Origin of the sequence: Aquimarina sp. AU58 (genome assembly GCF_900312745.1) — a bacterium.
GTDB classification, from domain to species: Bacteria; Bacteroidota; Bacteroidia; order Flavobacteriales; family Flavobacteriaceae; genus Aquimarina; species Aquimarina spinulae.
The window spans coordinates 528286-548927 of the sequence record NZ_OMPD01000009.1 but is presented as its reverse complement, the minus strand read 5'-3'; the positions used below and the strand labels follow the sequence as shown (position 1 = coordinate 548927).

At 32.6% G+C, this 20642-nt stretch carries 19 protein-coding genes and 1 pseudogene; 14 read left to right on the top strand and 6 right to left on the bottom strand.

The window, feature by feature from the left end:
* The first annotated feature begins 106 nt into the window (after positions 1-106).
* From DK441_RS08935 to DK441_RS08925, 3 genes are read left to right on the top strand one after another with little or no spacing between them, the layout of a single operon-like run.
* Entirely contained in the window at positions 107-1084 is a 978-nt protein-coding gene (locus DK441_RS08935) for a M23 family metallopeptidase (protein ID WP_109098401.1), read from the top strand.
* A 6-nt stretch (positions 1085-1090) separates the two neighbouring features.
* The gene (locus DK441_RS08930; RefSeq protein WP_109098400.1) at positions 1091-2197 is read left to right on the top strand and encodes a CapA family protein; all 1107 of its coding nucleotides are present in this window, start codon (positions 1091-1093) and stop codon (positions 2195-2197) included.
* Between the two features lie 2 nt (positions 2198-2199).
* Entirely contained in the window at positions 2200-2529 is a 330-nt protein-coding gene (locus DK441_RS08925) for a MerR family transcriptional regulator (protein ID WP_024772724.1), read from the top strand.
* Between the two features lie 34 nt (positions 2530-2563).
* Here the strand turns inward: DK441_RS08925 and DK441_RS08920 are convergent.
* The 6 genes and pseudogenes from DK441_RS08920 to DK441_RS08895 all read right to left on the bottom strand — a co-directional run.
* A pseudogene (locus DK441_RS08920) lies at positions 2564-2707 on the bottom strand (ribosome biogenesis GTPase Der); the annotation flags it as partial.
* A 787-nt stretch (positions 2708-3494) separates the two neighbouring features.
* Positions 3495-4040 carry a hypothetical protein gene (locus DK441_RS08915; protein WP_109098399.1) on the bottom strand — a complete coding sequence of 182 codons (546 nt, stop codon included), beginning with the start codon at positions 4038-4040 and terminating at the stop codon, positions 3495-3497.
* A 651-nt stretch (positions 4041-4691) separates the two neighbouring features.
* The gene (locus tag DK441_RS08910) at positions 4692-5336 is read right to left on the bottom strand and encodes a hypothetical protein (protein WP_109098398.1); all 645 of its coding nucleotides are present in this window, start codon (positions 5334-5336) and stop codon (positions 4692-4694) included.
* Positions 5337-5465: 129 nt separating this feature from the next.
* The gene (locus tag DK441_RS08905) at positions 5466-6035 is read right to left on the bottom strand and encodes a Crp/Fnr family transcriptional regulator (RefSeq protein ID WP_109098397.1); all 570 of its coding nucleotides are present in this window, start codon (positions 6033-6035) and stop codon (positions 5466-5468) included.
* 15 nt (positions 6036-6050) lie between these two features.
* The gene (locus tag DK441_RS08900; protein WP_109098396.1) at positions 6051-6365 is read right to left on the bottom strand and encodes a hypothetical protein; all 315 of its coding nucleotides are present in this window, start codon (positions 6363-6365) and stop codon (positions 6051-6053) included.
* A gap of 52 nt (positions 6366-6417) precedes the next feature.
* The gene (locus DK441_RS08895) at positions 6418-7389 is read right to left on the bottom strand and encodes a hypothetical protein (protein ID WP_160112014.1); all 972 of its coding nucleotides are present in this window, start codon (positions 7387-7389) and stop codon (positions 6418-6420) included.
* Between the two features lie 1171 nt (positions 7390-8560).
* On the opposite strand from DK441_RS08895, the gene DK441_RS08890 reads away from it, so the two are divergent.
* From DK441_RS08890 to DK441_RS08850, 11 genes are all read left to right on the top strand, one after another.
* Positions 8561-9157, top strand: coding sequence for a hypothetical protein (locus DK441_RS08890; RefSeq protein ID WP_160112013.1), 597 nt, complete (start codon positions 8561-8563; stop codon positions 9155-9157).
* Between the two features lie 20 nt (positions 9158-9177).
* Entirely contained in the window at positions 9178-9381 is a 204-nt protein-coding gene (locus DK441_RS26500) for a hypothetical protein (RefSeq protein ID WP_160112012.1), read from the top strand.
* Positions 9368-9688, top strand: coding sequence for an AraC family transcriptional regulator (locus tag DK441_RS08885; protein WP_160112011.1), 321 nt, complete (start codon positions 9368-9370; stop codon positions 9686-9688). The genes DK441_RS26500 and DK441_RS08885 overlap by 14 nt, the downstream gene beginning before the upstream one ends.
* A gap of 124 nt (positions 9689-9812) precedes the next feature.
* Positions 9813-10052, top strand: a complete 240-nt coding sequence (locus DK441_RS08880; RefSeq protein WP_109098392.1) for a hypothetical protein — start codon at positions 9813-9815, stop codon at positions 10050-10052.
* Between the two features lie 27 nt (positions 10053-10079).
* Positions 10080-10292 carry a hypothetical protein gene (locus tag DK441_RS08875; protein WP_109098391.1) on the top strand — a complete coding sequence of 71 codons (213 nt, stop codon included), beginning with the start codon at positions 10080-10082 and terminating at the stop codon, positions 10290-10292.
* A 24-nt stretch (positions 10293-10316) separates the two neighbouring features.
* A complete protein-coding gene (locus tag DK441_RS08870; protein WP_109098390.1) occupies positions 10317-10796 on the top strand; it encodes a hypothetical protein in 480 nt (159 codons plus the stop codon).
* Positions 10797-11558: 762 nt separating this feature from the next.
* A complete protein-coding gene (locus DK441_RS26495) occupies positions 11559-11732 on the top strand; it encodes a hypothetical protein (RefSeq protein WP_160112010.1) in 174 nt (57 codons plus the stop codon).
* A 39-nt stretch (positions 11733-11771) separates the two neighbouring features.
* Positions 11772-11945, top strand: a complete 174-nt coding sequence (locus DK441_RS08865; protein WP_160112009.1) for a hypothetical protein — start codon at positions 11772-11774, stop codon at positions 11943-11945.
* A gap of 261 nt (positions 11946-12206) precedes the next feature.
* A complete protein-coding gene (locus DK441_RS08860; RefSeq protein WP_109098388.1) occupies positions 12207-12569 on the top strand; it encodes a hypothetical protein in 363 nt (120 codons plus the stop codon).
* 146 nt (positions 12570-12715) lie between these two features.
* A complete protein-coding gene (locus tag DK441_RS08855; RefSeq protein WP_109098387.1) occupies positions 12716-17176 on the top strand; it encodes a hypothetical protein in 4461 nt (1486 codons plus the stop codon).
* Positions 17177-17195: 19 nt separating this feature from the next.
* Complete coding sequence (locus DK441_RS08850) at positions 17196-20642, top strand: DUF6443 domain-containing protein (protein WP_109098386.1); 3447 nt, start codon at positions 17196-17198, stop codon at positions 20640-20642.

Genomic DNA, 20642 nt, shown 5'->3' with positions numbered 1-20642 from the left:
AGTTTTTTCTAGACTTTGCAACAATTTGTTATATTTGTTGCGATGTCTTGGTTTTTTATAAACCACATATTGGTTGATATCCTGCAAAAATAGCATATTTTAGATTATGTCAAAGGTTAAATATTACTATGATAGCGAGACGCTTTCTTATCGCAGAATTGAGCAAAAGAAAGGTCGTAAATTTGGTATAGCTGCATTAGGAGTTATTAGCGCTTTTTTAGCTGGTTTCGTCCTTCTTCTTATTTATCTTAACATCCCTCAATTAGAGACTCCTAAAGAAAAAGCATATAAAAGAGAACTTGAGAATATGCAGCTTCAATATGATTTAATGAATCAAAGATTGAAGCGTGATGAAAATATTCTAAAAGAAATTGCAGAACGTGACGATAACATTTATCGTCTTTATTTTGGTGCCAATCCTATTCCCGAGGAATTACGTAATGCTGGATTTGGAGGTGTAAACAGATATAAAAGCTTAGAAGGTTTTGATAATTCTGATATTATTATTGAAAGTAGTGAGCGTATCGATAAATTAACGAAACAAATTGTGGTTCAATCAAAATCTCTTGATGAAATCGCATCGTTGGCAGAGAAAAAAGAAGAATTATTAGCTACAATTCCTGCCATACAACCTATTCAAAATTCGGATTTAAGACGTATGGCTTCTGGTTATGGATGGAGAAGTGATCCTTTTACCAAAGCACGAAAATTTCATTACGGAATGGATTTTTCGGCTAATACAGGAACACCGGTTTATGCGTCGGGTACTGGTGTAGTAACCCGGGCAGATGCTAATTCTTCTGGTTATGGAAAGCATATTCGTATTGATCACGGTTTTAATTATGTAAGTTTATATGCTCACTTAAGTAAATATAACGTAGAGAAAGGTCAGAAAGTAAATCGTGGAGATGTTATTGGATATGTAGGAAGCACAGGAAGATCTGTAGCACCTCATCTACATTATGAAATTTTTAAAGATGGTGAACGAATCAATCCTCGTAATTTTTACTACGGAAGTTTAACTTCTGAAGAATTTAGTGAAATGCTTAAGGCCTCTAATTTAATTAATGAAACTTTAGATTAAACATCAATGCGCAAACTTCTTTTTATTGTCTTCGTTTTTGGTTTCTGTTCTTCAATACAAGCTCAAAAATATTCAAAAGAAGTATTGGATTCGATGTACGTAATAGTCCAAAACACCCAACAAAAATTAGCAAAACCAAAGTATATCAAAATTATGGCCGTTGGTGATATCATGATGGGAACTGATTTCCCTAATGATAGTTATTTACCTCCTGAAGGTAAAGGTCCTTTTGATGATGTTAACCCTGTACTTAGCCAGGCAGATTTGCTTTTTGGTAATTTAGAAGGCACACTTACTGATGAGGGAGAGAATGCTAAACGCTGTTCTGATCCGTCAAAATGTTATTCCTTTAGATCACCAGAATATTTTGGAAAATACCTTGAAGAAACTGGGTTTGATGTAATGAGTATTGCCAATAATCACATTGGTGATTTTGGTGAAATCGGAATTAAGAACACTTCTAAAACTCTCGAAAAGCACAATATTGCTTATGCAGGAGTATTTGCTCAACCTTCTACAGTTTTCGAAAAAGATGGTATCACGTATGGATTTTGTGCTTTTGCCCCTAACAAGGATTGCATAAAAATTCATAACTTAACCAATGCTAAAAAAATCGTAACCGAACTCAAACAAAAGGTAGATATTGTGATCGTTTCTTTTCATGGAGGGGCAGAAGGCCTTAAATACACTCATGTTCCCAGAAAAACAGAACGTTTTTATGGCGAAGATCGCGGTGATGTGTATCGTTTTGCACATACTATGATTGATGCTGGTGCTGATATCATTCTAGGGCATGGACCACATGTATCAAGAGCTTTTGAAGTATATAAAAATAAATTTATAGCCTATAGTTTGGGTAATTTTTGTACTTACTCCCGATTTAATTTAAGAGGGATTAAAGGGTATGCTCCTATTGCAGAAATCAATATTGATACCGATGGTAATTTTATTAAAGGAAAACTGCACTCTGCCAAACAAATAGATGAAGTATATCCATTTATGGATGAGAAAAAGGGAGCGTTAAATGAAATTAAAGCACTAACAAAAGAGGATTTCCCTGAAAGTAAGCTTATTTTTGAAGATGACGGAAGTTTTACACAACAAAAAGAATAAGTATGTATGTAGACTTGCCTAAAAAAATGTATTATAGTATTGGTGAGGTAGCCGATGCTTTTGATGTAAATGCCTCATTAATTCGTTTTTGGGAAAAAGAGTTTGATATTATAAAGCCTAAAAAAAATGCTAAAGGCAATCGAAAATTCACCCCAGAAGACATCAAAAACCTCGAGTTAATTTACCACTTGGTAAAAGAACGTGGTTTTACTCTCGAAGGTGCTAAAATTCACCTTAAAGAGCAGAAACAAGAAGCCTTAGATAGTTTCGATATCATAAGAAAACTAGAATCTATCAAAGGACAATTGCTTAAGATTAAAGAACAATTGTAGCTTAATTTATACATTTGTTACAACACTAAAACCTCTACTTCTTTCTCAAATACACCGAAACTGGTACACCATGAAAACCAAACTCTTTACGAAGCTGGTTTTCGAGAAATCGTTTGTATGGATCCCTTATGTATTGTGGTAAATTACAGAAAAACGCAAATTGCGGTTGTGGATTCGGCGGTGGTGGTGCCGGAGGAAGCTGGTAACCCCCCTCTCTATTCTTATGTTATCTACATTAACAATCTTAACAAACAACTCTCAATACAAAGTCAATTATTAGCGCGAAATATTTAATAAAAATGTTAATTTATCACTATTTCACCAACAATTCCTGTTGATGTATTTATACCATTTCCAATCTAAATTTACTCAATAAAACCGTGTCTTTTTGTCTAATATTTCAAAATAAAGCACAACCGTAGCCCTGCTATGCTTGATTTTTCTTCTTTACTGAAACAAAAAAATCTTAATTTTCTTTGCCAGTAAATTCAAAATACAAATGGTATAAGCCCGCGCACAAGGTTAAGGTTTCAGCGCAATTGGGAAGCCTTAATCTTGTGCGCGGGTTTGTTTTACCTCTGCGGGGGAAGCCGCCAATATACCGATGGTCGATATAACTAGTGCGAGGAAAACCACAATGATGTGATGAAAACATATAAAGTGCCGATGATCGATAAAAGTAATGTAGAGGACGAGGTACACCTGTGCGAGTAGAGCAATTAGTATACCGATGGTCGATATATAAACTGTTTAAACACTTTTTTTCTAAGATATAAAGAGTATCATATAAGTAAAAATCTAAATACATGACAAAACCTCACTAGACTTCACAGGTTTAATGTCGTTTAGTTAAGCTATTCCTAAATTTACTATAAAGAATAAACCATTCAGAATATAAGTTGCTAGTTCAGATTGTGTCATTTTATTAATTTACTTGAATCTCTTATCACCGTTTTATTGAACTTTTATTTAAATGTTGAAGGGTATGGTGGGCATACCTCAAATAGAAATTGAGGTGGAACCATTTCTTTTTCTTTGCTAAAACAAAATCTGGATATATGATTCCACCAGTTTTTCAAGGATTTTTCTTCGGTAAACAAATAAGCTCCTTCCTTCTTTAATTTATCATCGAGTACTTCAAAAGAAAATATTGCTACAAAAAAGTACTCTGTTCGTTCAGCTCGACTATCAATGGCAAAGTAATTATACGAATATAAATTCTTTACACGGGCAGAAGGTTGTATAAAACTACCATAGGTTATGCTATCACCTATTCTGTTTTTATATGCTTCTAATTTAGAATATGTCCAGGTATCTTTTTTAGGAGAGGCATTTTTTAAATTTTCAATACTTCCCTTACTCAACGAATTCGTATATGCTATTATACCCTGTCTTTCAATTTCTTGAAAAATTGAAATTTCTTTTTCGGTAAATTTATTATCTGTATGATTTTGCCCATTGATTGTAGTAATTACGAATAAAGGTATATACAAAATTAACTTATTGATCATAATCGTTTTATTGAACTTTAGTGTAAATTAGATACCCTACAAATAAAAGTAGAATCAGAATTGCAAGTATTACTGATAACCTTTTATTGCTTTTAATTATCTCTGCGATTAAATCAAGTAGCGTTTCAATCATCGTTTATTTAAACAAAATACCCCATACTCAGAGTTAAACTGAGTACGGGGTTTAATTATAATTTTTTACGTCGCTTCTAAATTACTAAAAAACTAAAACAAATGGGTGATTAATTGGTAGTATCATATATTTAGACTTTGATTATACTTCCTCTGGAAGATTTTCGCTAACTAATTCTTGAATTGTATTACAATTATAGCAAAATAAAAGGCGCCCAACTAGATCACTTATATCATAATAACCTGATTGTATATACTTTTCAATCAACTGTATTAGTTAATAGTCTCTTTTCTCCTAGTTTCAATTTTATTAGTTTATCGAACTTCTAATAAAGCAAAGGAAATAGAAGTTTGATTTCTTTTTCCAAAACATCTTAATTACTCTTATTGATCTCTGCATACTTATTTTTGAAATATAAACGATTATCTCCTCTATCAAATAAGTTATCAAAAATTACCAGAAATATTTTTATATTGTAAATTTTGAAAAAGAAGAATTACTATACTCTTGAATACGACTTATCGGTATAAATTTCTTGCTTTTAAAAGAGCATAAAACCTTCCATTTTTAAACACATTTATATCATATAGAAAATTATTATGTTGAACGCCTTTAATTTTAAATTGATATGATGCATCTGTTTTATGAAGAAATGTTCCTAATTGATAAGTAAAGCGTGAAAAGTAATAATAATTTTGACTTAACACATGAATCTCTGTTTTATTAGTACCCGTTCTTCTCTTTTTGATAGCGAATATCTGTAATCCAAATTTCCCTCCTCTCCTTGTAACTGCTGGTAAAAAATCCCAATCTGAATTTGTTTCATGTAGAGCAGTACCTGTTTGAATAGAAAACTTTGTGAACTTACTTTTTCCGTCTATCACATGTATTTCAGTACTTCTGGTGCCAGTATTCCTTGTTTTTATAGCAACTAAATCAGTATGACCATCACCATTAGCATCTATATAAAAACGTCTAAAATTCGATCCGTTTACTACTGGTCTTAAATCAGCACTTTTGTTCTGAGTATTATTTACTTTTAAAGAGAGATAAGCATCTTCACTTTCGGTAAACTTATTAATATTTTCTTTTTCACACGAAAATAAAATGGTTAAAAAGGCAATTGAGGTTATTTGAATTAACAAGAATTTCAAATTTTTCATAATAAAGGGTTTTAAAAGTTATTTATTGTTTTTTTTATGAAAAGTAAAGAAAAAACAATAAGTTGTACTTGATATTTATCAAGAAAAAAATAGTTGAATGGAAAACAATTCATTAAGAAATTGATAACATTATTTCCCTCTGATTCTACTTAAAGTTTCAGGAGTAATGTTTAGATATGAAGCTAGTTGCTTTAAAGTAACTCTTTGGAATAATTCTGGTTTTTTACTCAGTAATTTTTCATAACGTTCTGTAGCATTATGAAAATGTAAGTCATTTATACGTTCTATTAAATTTACATGAAGCTGTTGTACAAATAACCTAATATGCCGTTCAAGTTTACAGTTTTTGCTAAACACATATTCAAAGTCTTGAAACGACACTACGTACGCTTTGACAGGTTCAAGCGTTTCTATGTTAAATTTACTTTTTTCCTGTTTAACATAACTCTCAAAAACTGATGCGGTTTCTTGTTCTGTACAGAAATGAACTGTAACGTCTTTACCTTCTTTATAATAAAACATCCGTGTAATTCCTGAGGTAATAATGTAAAAATGATTGCAGATTGTTCCTATTTCACATAACAAATGATTTTTTGGATACTCTTTGTACACGGCTATTTCTTGAAAAGCAGAAGCTATTTCAGGGTTTTCTAACAATAATAACGGATTTTCCTGATATCCAGACAGCGCTATTTTCATCGTTTAATTGAACTTTTAATTTATTATGTTGAGTAATTTAAATATTCCTAAAACTAAATTTGCTCCTCCAATAATTATTATTGCCCAAGTTAATTCTCTTTGCCTTTTAGAAGATTTTTCTAGGTTTGAAATTAATCTTTTTTGTAGCCTAATATTTAACTCTTTATTCCCCTGTTCAATTAATAACGGATAATCAATATGCCTTATAACCGGATTTTTTCTGTTATTATTTTCAACGATTTGTTTTTGAAACTTTGTAATAAGATCCTTTATCAAATCATCAGAACAACCTTCTGGATAATTACTTGGAAAACTAATTACATTATTCATATTTATTAAAATTTTATTTTAACGATATGGTTAAACTGCATTTTAATGTAGTTTAGGTTTTGTTAGCAGTAGTGCTTTCTACACCAAATAATTTATCATAAGTTTCCTCCAGTGTATACAAGCCCTTATTTCTTCCCCATAGATCTTCAAACCTTCTATCATGTGTGATAAAATGAGTATTAGTTTTATCATGAGTGAAGTAAATGTCTAGGAAAGGAGAGTCTCTAAATTGATTAAAGGTTGGCAATAAAGCCATGTAGTCATCAAAGTTATCATTGGTTATAAGGGCGTATGGTACTGGGTAAGAAATGTCTTTTGTATAATTGTCGCTATAGAAAAATTTTAATTCCATTTTATCAAAGTAACCCTTACTATTAATAGCTTTTTCATAAATGCCTCTAACAACATCCTCTAAAATTCTACGATCATCAGATCTTATTTTAGATTTAAAAAGTTCTTTATCAATAATTAGTATTCTTTTTATCGTAACCCCTCTTTTGGCTGCTTCTAAGTTTTCTGTAAGAAAAAAATTTCTTTCAAGTCTAACGTGCTCCCAGAAATCTATGCAGGACAAGGTTCTATATACATCTCCTTCTTGGAGTTTTGTGATTACACTTCTAAAAACGTAAATGAGATTATCAAAAGGTTTTCTCCCCTCTATTTGAAAGTGCCCTCCATGTAGTTTTCTTATTTTCTTTAATTCAGTTTCAATTCTCCAGTCAAGGAATAAGAGTTTATAATAGCTCCCATCAGAATGAAATCTTTTTGAATGTCTGCTGATTGAAGATGTTCTTATTTTAATGTTATTCAATAAAGTCGATAGTTCACGGTCTTGTGTCAACTTGTCATAATACCAATTAATTATAGAGAGGAAAAGACTAAACAATAATAAAGTAATAAAGTATTTACCTCCTCCTTTTTCCAGGTTCATTACTCCAAATACAATCATTGATTCCAAGAACCCCCAGAGAATTCCAAAAGTGAAGATAAACCTTACAGATATTTTTTTTACATCTTTTTTCACGATTTAATTCTGTCTTACTGCTAACAATGAAATAAGGGGTATATATGCCCTTTATTTTCGATAAACAAAACACCCCATATCCGGAGATAATCCAGATATGGGGTAATTCGTTTTTTTACGTTGGTTCTAAGATAGAAATTTTTATTTAATCTCCCTTAGATTTCCATTTCTGTTTTTCTGTGCTTTTACAATACGCTTTGTCTGGATTTTGATGTGTTTCTTGTAATTCCCCTTTTGCAAATCAGATTTTGATAAGTAGTGCTAAAGAGAACATATCCATACAACATTATAGTTCATTTAAGGGTTATTTCGCAAACTTAGAAAATGAACCGTTTTATTGAACTTGATAGGTTTTACTCTTCTGTTTCTAACTAATAGGTCAATAAAACCACCATAAGATTGAAGTAACCAAACACTCTAAAAAAGACAGGAAATCGTACATACTTTTAGAAACTATCATCTTATTTGTAAAAGAGCAATTTTGGAATCAAAAGTTATACAAATAAAAGTGCTCACCTCAATGTTTACGGGTTCCCGTAAATAGATAGGACTGTAATTTTTTTCAAAAATTTATGACTTTATAAAAACCTATATGTCAGTGTTGTACTATTGTTTTACTCTCACAAAATCAGCTGTTTACGGTAAAACCGTATTTGAAAAAGCTGTCATCTTTATTATATTTGATTGTTTTTAAAAGATAAATATTAAAATAAAATTGGATTGATTCTACTATTTCTATAGTACTTCCCCAAATCAGTCTAAAAAAATATAATCAATTATCATTTGGTAAAGGATAATCTCCTTATTTAATAGTATTTTAGGGTAACAAACCTTAAAATATTTATCAGATGAGAAATGTTATTATTTTATTCAGCATGCTATTTTTAATTTTTTTTATGAGTAGCTTTTAAAAACAAACACTAAATGATGAAATCAGCGAAACAGAATTACAACTCACTGACCCAGGAGACGATGGAACCATTGATGAAGACGATCACAGAGAAGGACAATAATAAAATATTACCATTTATAAAAGGGGTGATAGCTTTTATGCTAGTCACCCTTTCTTTATTCCATGTTTTTTTTTAACGCTAAATCTAAATTAGTCCCATTAAATAATCAAAAGTACTCAGTAGAAATAAATCGTAGGAATGATTTACAGAATCAATATTTGGAAGATCTAAAAAATAGGAAAATTGATATTGAACAATATTACGTTTTAGCTACTGACCTAGTTAAAACCTCTAAACAAAATGTTGCTAAAATAAATGCAGAGAAACGTCAAATCAATAGAGATCATTCTTTTCGGGGTAGATCTAGTTTTCATTTCTGGATATTTGTTTTTGGGTTAGTGACTGCTCTTTTCTTTTTTAGTTGTAAATCCTTACACGACGATTTCTCCAGGGGCAGTACTTTTAAATTTCATTTTGTTTCACTTACAGGAATATTGGTTTCAGGATTTTGGTTTATTCATCTCATTTTTCTCACTCAAAAAGATTTTACTCAAAACAAATATGTTTTGATTCTTGTTATAGCTGCTTCGTTATTTGCAGCTTTTACATATTTTCTCGTCAAATATTATACTTATAAAGATGATATAATTTATAAAAAACTCTCTTTCCTTGAGAGGATAAGATCAATACATTATCCAAGAGTAGCTAAAAAGGCGAAACATGCTGAAAAGGCAGGCTTAGTTGTGAAGTCAGATTTAGACAATGATATCGATGAATTTCAAAACGATTTAAGAGATGTAGTTAACAATATTTAAGTTTATTTGAAAGAAAATTTATGAAGAAGAGAAAAATATTAGACGTATTTAGAAGACGGCAGTACATTAATGAAGAACTAAGAAAGCTTGCTGAATCAGATTTGAAAAAGGAAAGAAATAGCCTTGAGATTACTACTGAAGCTAAACAAAAAAAATATTCTGATATATTTGTTTCTACCTTATCAATTCAAAAAACAAAACTTAAATGCTTTGGAAAAATTTAAAAATAGCAAAGATTGTTTAAGACCAAATATTACCTTAGCAAACCTTGCTTCAAAATTAAATACCAACAGTAAATATCTGTCAAAAACGATCAACTTACATAAGAAAAAAAGTTTTTCTCAATATATAAATGATCTAAGAATAGAATACTTAATAGAAAAGCTTAAAACAGATAATGCTTATAGGAATTATACTATCAAAGCTATCTCGAAAGAAATAGGTTTCAATACCCCCAAAGCTTTTTCTCAAGCTTTTTTTAAGAAAACAGGAATGCATCCTTCTGAATATATTAAAAACATTATTTCATAGATTTCTATATAATTTATGAGTGCGTTTTCAGTGAAAAGGAAGTCCATTTTCACTGAATCGTAACTACTACTCTTTGTTGTAACACTTCTTATAGCTTTACATTTGACTCAACAAAATGTAAATCATGGAATCCCAATATCATTATAGCAAAAGAGAATTTGTAACCGATATCATAGAAGCATTACATATGAAAATAGATGCATTTATGTATAATCTGGCAAACCATAATCCTTATGAAATGTTACTCTATGTATGGATTAACAAGCTCTACTCTAAAGGAAAATCAAGTGAAGAAGCAATACAATTGATTTATAAAGCCCGAAACATACTTTTACTTAATAACATTTTGTGTAGTGATCATTAACCTATCATTGTAAAGAACTTCCTACTTATGCTTTCTACTACCTACAGACAATTAACAACACAACAACAAAAACTAGCCTACCATAAACTTGCCCTACGATTAAAAGCACCTAAAAAAATAGTAAGAACGATATTACTTAAAATCAACCCTCCCATAAAGATTGTAGGTCAAAATGTGATTATGAACTATCACACTCTGGACAGGATTGAACAAAGAATCAAAACCATTTATAAATCATAATTATATCATTTAAATTTTATCTCAATGAGAAATATTATTCAAGATTTACTTACACAAGACGAAAAAAAGAAAGCAGAAAAACTGGTTACAGAATTAGAAGCTATATTTATAGATAAACTATCTGCACTAACAGAGAAACAACGCAGAGACTATAAAGCAATCAATGAGAAAAATAAATTGTTTGTCAATAAAATCTGGGATTATCGACAGCATAGTAGTTCTTTAAGTTCACCAGATGTAGATTGGGAGGAGTTTGAGAAAGATTATAAAGCCAGAGTATTTACAGAAAACCTTTTAGGTCGTGTAGAAAGCTTGGCGTATCGTCTGGAAAGTACCAAAATACTACATGATTACGATAATTACCAGGATGCATTAAACGATTATGCATATTCACAATACAGTAAAGGGGCAGGAAAACCGGGATTTACTGAAAAAGTAGCAGAATTAAAACAGTTTTTTGCACGTACCAAAAGTATTCCTACAACCGATGAAACAGAAGAATAACCCTGTTTAACTCAAAAGACCTTCTCACGGGTTAAAAAGACGTATCACATGGTCTTTGTGATTAAATGGTTGATAGGCTCTACTAAAACTTCAGCTCAAACAACTAAAAATCGAGTACAAAAGTTTAAAAAAAGGAAAAACAGGAATAACTAGCATAGTATAGTCTAAGTTTTGTATAACTCCAAAAGATATCAGGTACTGTTACAGTGATAAGCATGGTACCAATAATTCAATAAGCAAGGGTAGTCAAATTATGTATTAACGGTCATGTTTGTATCCCATGACTGTACAGTACCCTGATATCTTTAAAATAAAACCGTATCAAACCCCAATATAAAATTATTAACATAACAACAATTCAGAAAAATACTATGAGATAAATGATCAACTAAAACCAGCTTAGCTTAGCTTTTTATAGCTAAAAAATGTTTTAAACATTCTTTCCCAACTTATACGTACTCACACTTCTATCGTCATAATTTCGAAACTTACAAAAGGAATATGGGAGTATGTTCACAATTACATAGTACCCCATTTATAATATGTAGCCGTATAGAAAACTATTGCGTTGTGCTACTCCTGTATTCTTATTGAAAAATCAATAATCTAAAAAACAAGAAGTAAACAACCATAAGTGTATGTGTTGCCTACTTAGATAAAAGGAAAAACAGGAGTAATTAGCATACTACAGTAAAGTTGAGTTTGTGTAAATACCCCTTATGCGCGATAAGATTACTCCTGTATCCTTTTTTAATTAAGAAAATGTTACCAGACGATATAAATGATATACCACCAGATACGCTCAATGGCATTTTAAAAGCATTGCATATTGATACTGGTGAGTTTATGTACCAACTTTTAAATGATAACCCAAAACAGATCATGATCTATGCTAAAATATATGCTTTTGTAAATGATATAACAAAAACCATTTGATTGATGAAAAACGTAATGCTGCCAGCTATACTTGTTTCAATGCTCTCTTTAACCATTACCCTACTACAAGATGAACTAATACAGGATAAGGAACCACGCTATAAAAATAAACAATCATACCCTATAGTTGTTGACTCTACTGAGTATGATGAGCTTTATGATGAAGAATTTGAAGAAGATGATGACCTATATAATGAAGATTATAATGAATGATCTCATTTTTGATGTTTCCCCAAAACATCGCGCCCCGTTTTCCATAATTTACCCATAATGAACTCCTACTTGTGTCTATAGCTATGATTTTTTTAATAAGTAAGCTTCGAGGCTGTACTAAGCACAGCCCAAGTATTTAAATCTCGATTATCGGGAAAAACTTTAGAGTTATGAAATGAGCCATAATAATTAGGTTAATACCAACCAATATGATCAATGGCAAATTCCATCTGACCACTAAAAAACAATAAAAAAGAACAGATGAATATCATGTTAAAACAAATCGAATTGATACAACGTATTGATCAACTGATCCGTCTTAATGCTACAGGCTCTCCTATGGAACTGGCAGCAAAATTAAAGATCTCTAAAACCAAACTATACCGTACCCTTTTTATCATGAAACAACTTAATGCTCCTGTAGAATTTGATACCTCTTCACAACAGTATTATTATGCAGAATCGGTAAAATTCACCTGTGGTTTTTACTCCAACAAAAGCACTGTGAATCAGATGTATACTATGGTAGAAAACATGAATAAAAAAACTTTTAGTTTTTTTACCCAGTCCCGAAAAATGAAACTGGCATGGTGTATTATTGCACACGGAGTACTTAAATATTAACTATATAATTATCTAACTATGAAAACAAAAAAGGATTAATATTCTATCAACATCAAGCGTGTATTCTCTCTATTACCACATTGATACACCATAGGCTTGTACCAGAAAAATTGTAATACACTAATCTTTTATAAAACAAATCAATTATGATACGAAAAATACTTCTAATAGCCTTGCTATTAGTTTGGGTTGGTTCTTATGCTCAAGAACTCCCTAAAATTATTCCGCCCTCTCCTAATGCTGCATCATTAGGAAAGTATGGACAAGTTCCTGTAGGGTTATTTACAGGAACACCACAAATTAATATTCCGTTGTATACGGTAACATCTGGAAAGTTGTCGTTACCTATATCATTAGATTATAGTTCTAATGGTATTAGAGTTGATCAATTACCTTCTAATGTTGGTTTAAGCTGGAGTTTACGTGCTGGTGGTGTTATTACACGAGTTATTATGGACGATCCAGACGAAACCTCATTTATACCTCTTCCTAGTAATTTCCCTGGAGCTTACAACCGAGAGGTGTTAGATTATCTAATTAACGCTACAAAATCAGAAGATGGAGGTGACACGCTTTCGGACATTTATTCTTTTAGTATTAATGGGTTTTCAGGTAAGTTTTATTTAGATGCTAATAGAATTCCAGTTTTAATAAACCCTTCTCCGGTAAAGATCGAAAAAGGAGTTCCGGGATATGCATTTAAGGTTACTGATCCTAATGGTGTTATATATTGGTTTGGAAATGATAATTCAACAGAAACAACCTCGTTTCAACATGTCGGTAGTGGTCAGCATGGCTGGAGTGCAGATAACGAGAACAGTTGGTATTTAAGTAAGATGACAAACCCTCAAGGGGATGAAATTTCTTTTACGTATACTAATTTTCATCAAGAGTATTACAGCGGGGTATCGCAATCTATTGAAAGAAACGCTCAGTTAGGAGCTATTACTGTTCCGGGTCAAGGGATCATTCAAACAAGATCAAACGTGTCTATTGCTCAGTTAAGCAGTATTACAAGTAATACAGGTCGAGTTGATTTTACGTATTCTGTTAATAATTCAGCGCCTAATAAGTTAGATGCAGTTGAGATAAAAGACCCTAATGGAATACGTATTAAAAAGTTTGCTTTAGGATATGAAAATATAACGTCTTCTCTTCAGGTATTAAAGAACAATCATATTACTTATTTTGATGAGTACAATAATCGGTTATTTTTAACTAGTGTTACTGAATATGGAAAAGGAAGTAATAGTAATCCTCCTTATGTTCTATCATACTATAATCCTGATAAAATTCCTCCACGATTTTCTTATGCACAAGACTATTGGGGGTACTATAATGGAGTAACTAATAATAGCTATTTGGTAAGTAATGAAGATTACTTCTTTTACGCTCAAGAAAACACTATTATCCTTAAAAATATATTTAAATCTATAGGTGGAAATAAGAAACCAAACGGGGAATACAGCCGTAATGGAATGTTAAAGAAAATAACATATCCTACAGGAGGGTTTAACGAGTTGATATACGAACCTCATTCTTATACTACAGCAGTGTCGACAAATCCTCCTCCAATATCCAGAACCCGTCATGTTGAAAATAAAGAAGATCAATTTGGAGATTCAAAAGATTTTACAACGGATGAAATCTTATTTACTCAAAATCAAGTTAATATTGGGTTGACTACAAGGAGAACTTCATGTTGGCCGAACACAGGAGGCTCTGATCACCATATAAAAGCAAGTTTATCTGTTAAGGTGGCAAATCAGGGGTCTTCTACTTTTAATGTTCCTCCAAGTAATGAAACTATTTATAGCTTAGATCAGAACGGCAATAAACTTTATCACACTGGAGGTTTGGTGGTAGCAGAAGATTCTCCGGGAGTATATCATATAGATTTACAGAAAGGTAAGAGATATAAGTTTACCGTTTCTGTTCAATTTGAGTGTGTAGGGGGAGATTTTAGTATTTCATACTATGACAGTCTTCCTTATGATGTTAAAACCGACATTGAAGTAGGAGGCCAGAGATTACAGAAAGTGATTACTGACGATGGAAAAGGAAAGCAAGAGGTAAAGAAATATCATTATGGGGAGCTTTTAGATTTAGATTCGTCGAATGGTGTAGCAGAAAAGCCAATGCCTTCTATTTCATATAGTAGGAGATTTGGGTCGTCTAACGGAGCTTTAATATTGAATCAAACTCAAGTAGATGTGTTAACCCTTTCTTCTTCTACTTTTCGTAATCTATACAGTCGAGCAGGACATCAAATAGGATACACTTCAGTTGTTGAGGAGTTAGGTGAAAACTTTGGTAACGGTGGAATTACTCATAAATTTAGAATAGTTCCAAACACGAATCCGTTACCTTTCGGATTACCTATTGCAAGAACGCCTTATGACACTAGTTTTGGAACTGGAGAAGAAATAGAAACTCAGATTGTGCAAAAGGTAGGAAATCGTTTTAATGTCTTACAAAAGACAACTAACACCTATCACAATGATCCTGTTCTCAATAAAGAACAACCATCATATAATGTGAGGTTAAGAGATACTTATTCGGGATATAATTATGAGCATATAGTCACAAGTATCAACAGCTTTGATATCGTGAAGTATTTTGTAAAATCTCAATGGAGGTATTTAAGTAAGACAGAGACAATAGAATATCAACGTAATGGGGAACAGCCTATAACTACTATAACAGAATACTTCTATGACAACCCTGATCACTTACAAGCTACGCGAGTTGAAACTACAACGAGTGAAAATAACAAGGAGATCACTAAGACAATGTATCCTTCCGATATTGAAGTAAAGCCTCCTTCTATACAGAAATTAATTACTCAGCATCGTATTGCAGAGCCGATACAACAAGAGACTACAGTTAGAAAGTCAGATGGTGTTGTCTTATCTAAAAATGCATCGTTTACACAGTTTAAAGATTGGGGTAATAATGTAGTTTTGCCTGAGTTTGTAAAGACTTTAAAAGGTGATCTTAATCTTGCAAATCCGTTTCAAAACAGAATACAGTTTTACAAATATGATTACAAAGGAAATCCTCTGGAGGTTTCTAAAGTGGACGGTATTCACGTAGTATATATCTGGGGATATCAAGATTCTTATCCTATTGCTAAGATTGAGAACGCTACTTATGCAGAGGTAACGCCTTATGTAGCGGATTTAAAAGCAAAATCAAACGCTGATATTGACCATTGTAAAGAAGCTGGTTGTAAAGAGCAAATTCTTAGAGAAGCTTTACAGTCGTTAAGAGATGCTTTACCTAATGCAATGGTGACAACTTATACTTATGACCCTTTAATTGGTGTAACAAGTATGACCGATCCGAAAGGATATACAATGTATTATGATTATGACGGCTTTAATCGATTACAATACATAGCGGATAATGAGGACAAGATAATTGAAAGAACTAACTATAACTACAAGGGTCAATCTCCAGATGATTATGACGCAATTACGTTTAACATAACAAGTTCAGGAGGAGTAACTCCCGGACAACCTGTAACATTTGCTACTGGAAACCTTGGAAGTAATTACTTATATACTTGGTTTGTTAATGGTAATCAAGAACAATGTAATAACTCTTATTCTTTTACCAGAACTTTTGTTGATGAGGGGAGCTATAGTATTATTTTAGTCGCGTATGATACTGTGAAGAAAAGATTATTAAAAAGTAAGCCTACACCCATTATTATACGCTACTCTGATCTTGTTGTTCCTACTATAAGTGCAAACTATACCAATATTGTAAAAGGCACTGCAACAACTTTTACAGCTTCAAGTGTAGGAGGAGGAACAGGGAACTTAAGATATGAATGGTATGTTAACAATGTAAAGCAAGCTAGTACAGCAACTACGCTTGTATATACTCCTAGCGCTAAAGGAACGTATAATGTATACTTTAAAGTTATTGATACTGTAAGTGGAAAAACTGTAAATAGTGCTATACGTAAATTATACGCTTACCACCCATTAACCGCAGCTAATGTAAGTGCTTCCAGATCGCATATTGTACGTGGAACAACGACAACATTCTTTGCTTCTGGAATAGCAGGAGGAACAGAATTATATTTATTTCAGTGGTTTATAAACGATGTAAAACAACCTGATACCGGAACGACACTTTCTTATAGTTTCCCTTCTGCAGGAACATATACAATTAAATTTAGATTAGTGGATAGAGGATTAGAAAATGGACAATACCAGTGGGGTGGAAATACTAGAGTTGTAAAGTCTTATGATCCTATGAGTGTTTCTGTTAGTCCGGCACATGCTAACCTTAATAACACTAATGGAAGTAGGCGCTTTACCATCAATAGTGTAAGTGGTGGTTCAGGTCAATACACTAGAACATCATGGAAATTATGGAGAATAACTAGTCCTTCATGGACTCGTAATGTAGGCAGTGGATCGAGTTATACTGCAACAATGAGTGAGAACGGAGAGTATGAATTGAGTGTGAAGTATACTGATACTCAAACAGGGCAAGTTGTATTAAAAACCATGCCAATTACAGTACACAAATCTACTGGTGGCGGTAATGGAGACCCTATCGATTGTCTTGACTGCGGAGATCAACATTAATTAACAATAAACATACAGAATGAACAAAAATATAATATATATAGCACTGCTACTAATAGGCTGGAATCTTCAGGCCCAGGTAGTATTATCCGATAAGAACTATATACATACCACAGTTCCGCAAGTAGCGTTAACTATAGCCGAAATGGAGAATGTAAACTGTTCTAATATCAATGATATAAATAAGACAATAGAGAACGTAACCTATTTCGATGGATTAGGACGACCTATACAAGAAAGAGCGATCAAAGCTTCGCGAGATGGTAAAGATATTGTAACACACATCGAGTATGATGGGTATGGCAGACAAGCAAAGCAATACCTTCCTTTTGAATCGGACAGTCATATTGGAGCTTACAAAGATGTAGATGTTAATATTGATATCAATCAGTATTATAAGGACACCTATGCCAGTGATTTTCCTGGGATCACCGATCTTAACCAGATCAATGCTTACTCAGAGAGTCTTTTTGATGGTTCACCGCTTAACAGGGTAATAAAAGTTGGTGCACCCGGTACAGCCTGGAAAGCAAACCCCAGTAGTGATGCAGATCATGCTATAAAGACAGATTGGTACACTAATAAAGCTAATGAGGTAGTGTATCATAAAGTAGTTTTTGCTAATCCTAGTGATACAGAGAAACCTAGTTTGGTACAAGACGGATATTATGGTGCTAATCAACTATACATTACTATTACTCAAGATGAGAATTGGACTCCGGCAGATGGGAATAATCATACTACCAAAGAGTATAAGGATAAACAAGGTAGAGTAGTTTTAAAGCGAGTCTTTAATACAGGATCAGCACACGACACTTATTATGTGTATGATAGATTTGGGAAACTTACCTATGTGATTTCTCCTAAAGTGAATGTTGCAGATGGGGTATCAGAGAGTGAGTTATCTGAATTGTGCTATCAATACCATTATGATTACAGAAACCGATTGATTGAAAAGAAAGTTCCGGGTAAAGGCAAGGAGTGTATAGTATATAATAAATTGGATCAACTGATTCTAACTCAGGATGCTAATCTAAAAGCGAGCAATACCTGGTTATTTACCAAGTATGATGCCTTTGGTCGGGTTACTTATACTGGTAAAGTCACCGATAACCGAGAAAGAAAAGCTATACAACAAGTAGTAGATGGAGAATCTACGTTATGGGAGCAGCGCGGTGCTGCTGCAATGATTGATGGGACTACCGTCTATTATAGTAATGAGGCATTTCCAAAAACAAACCTGGAGCTACATACCATCAATTACTATGATAATTACAATTTTGATCTTGCAGGATTAACCAATCCTGGTACGGCATACGGAAAAACTATTTCTGATCAAACCAAGACATTACCTACAGGAAGTAAAGTACGGGTATTGGAAACTCTGGACTGGATCACTACCGTTACCAGATATGATAATAAATCAAGACCTATCTATGTAGCTAGCAAGAATGAGTATCTTAACACTACTGATATTGTAGAAAGTAAGTTAGATTTTGTAGGTAAGGTAGAAGAAACGAAAACTACTCATACTAAAGGTAGCAATGCTGCAATCGTAACGATAGATACCTTTACCTATGATCATATGGGTAGAGCATTGACCCAAACCCAAAAAATCAACAATCAGGCCGTTGAAACTATTGTTGAAAATAGGTATGATGCTTTAGGGCAGTTAGAAAGTAAGAAAACAGGAGGAGGATTACAAGAGGTGGATTATACCTATAATGTACGGGGTTGGCTTACTAAAATCAATGATCCTAATACTGCTCTTGGAAATAAGCTTTTCGCATTCGGCATTAATTATAACACCACTACAGAGAACCTGGGAGCAACGCCCCTTTACAATGGTAACATTAGTGAAACTATCTGGAAAACAGCAAATTACAATACCAAACGTGCTTATGGATATCAGTATGATGCTTTAAACCGAATCACAGAAGGAATCAGCAGTGATGGCAACTATAATCTAAGTGGTGTTACTTATGATAAAACAGGAAATATCCTCTCCTTAAACCGAAAAGGAAATCTTAATGAAGTAGCTAATTCTTTTGGAGATATGGATATCCTGACATATACTTATGATAGTGGTAATAAACTCTTAAAAGTAGCTGATACCGGGAATCCAACTTTTGGTTTTAAAGATGGTAGCAATACAGGTAATGATTTTGCGTATGATGCTAATGGAAACATGACCGTAGATAATAATAAAAATATCAGCGGAATAGTATATAATCACTTAAATTTGCCTACCAGAATTAATGTTAATGGAGGTGCAGAATATATTAATTATATATATGATGCCGCCGGAACAAAGCTTAAAAAGATTGCAACGACAACTAATGGTAAAATTTTTACAGAATATGCCGGCAATTATATCTACAAAAACAGTAATTTAGAGTTTTTTAATCACTCGGAGGGTATTGTAGAACATGAAGCAGATGGGTATAAATATGTATACCAATTTCTCGACCATGTGGATAATATAAGACTATCATATAAAGATGCAAATAAAGATGGAGTTATCACACAAGATGAAATCGTACAAGAGAAGAATTATTATCCATTTGGATTAAAAATGAGAGGGGTTAATGAAACATTACGAGGAAGAAATCATAACTATGGTTTTGGTGGTAAAGAATATTCTTTAGAACTAGACATAAACACCTATGACTTTGGAGCAAGAAACTACCACCCTTCTTTAGGCAGGTGGTTTGTAATTGATGCCCTTGCCGATGCCAAAGGACAGATTCATAATTCTCCTTATGCTTATGCTATGAATAACCCAATCTACTATATTGACCCTGATGGAAACTGTCCTCCCGGAGTTGATTGTGTTGGAATTATGACTAAAATAGCTAGTTTTTTTGGTAATAATACAACCGCTACAGGAAGTGCTCAAGGTGCTCATGTTCAACCTTTAGATGGAGGAGAAAGAGCTTATGGATTTAGAGCTAAAGGAGAAATTAAAACTAATGATCTTTCTAATACAAAGCTAAGTGGTGAAATATCTGGCTTTAGTGGTGGTTATCAAGATCAATCTGAAAAAGGTGTTTTAGCTGGTAATGCATCAATACATGGTTTAAAAGCAAAGGTTATATCTAAAAATGATTTAATTGAAACAAAAATTGAAGGAGCTATATTTGAGGGTAAAGCAAGTGGAGCAATTGGAACTTATTCTAAAAATAGTGGAAAAAAAGGTTCTATTATTAGTGGAGAAGTTGGTGGATATGTTGCAAAAGTTTCAACAAATACATCTATAACTCTTCCTGATGTTTTTCCTATTATTGGAGGAGCTAAAATAGGTATTACCAGAGGAGCAACTTTTGTTAGTGCTCATGCTGGTGGAACATTAGAGGCTACAACTAAACAAGATGGTAGCATAAACTTTAAAGCTCAAGTTCATTATGGTCTTGGTGCTGGATTTAAATATGGTTTTTCTTATTCATCAAATAATGTAAAAAAATAA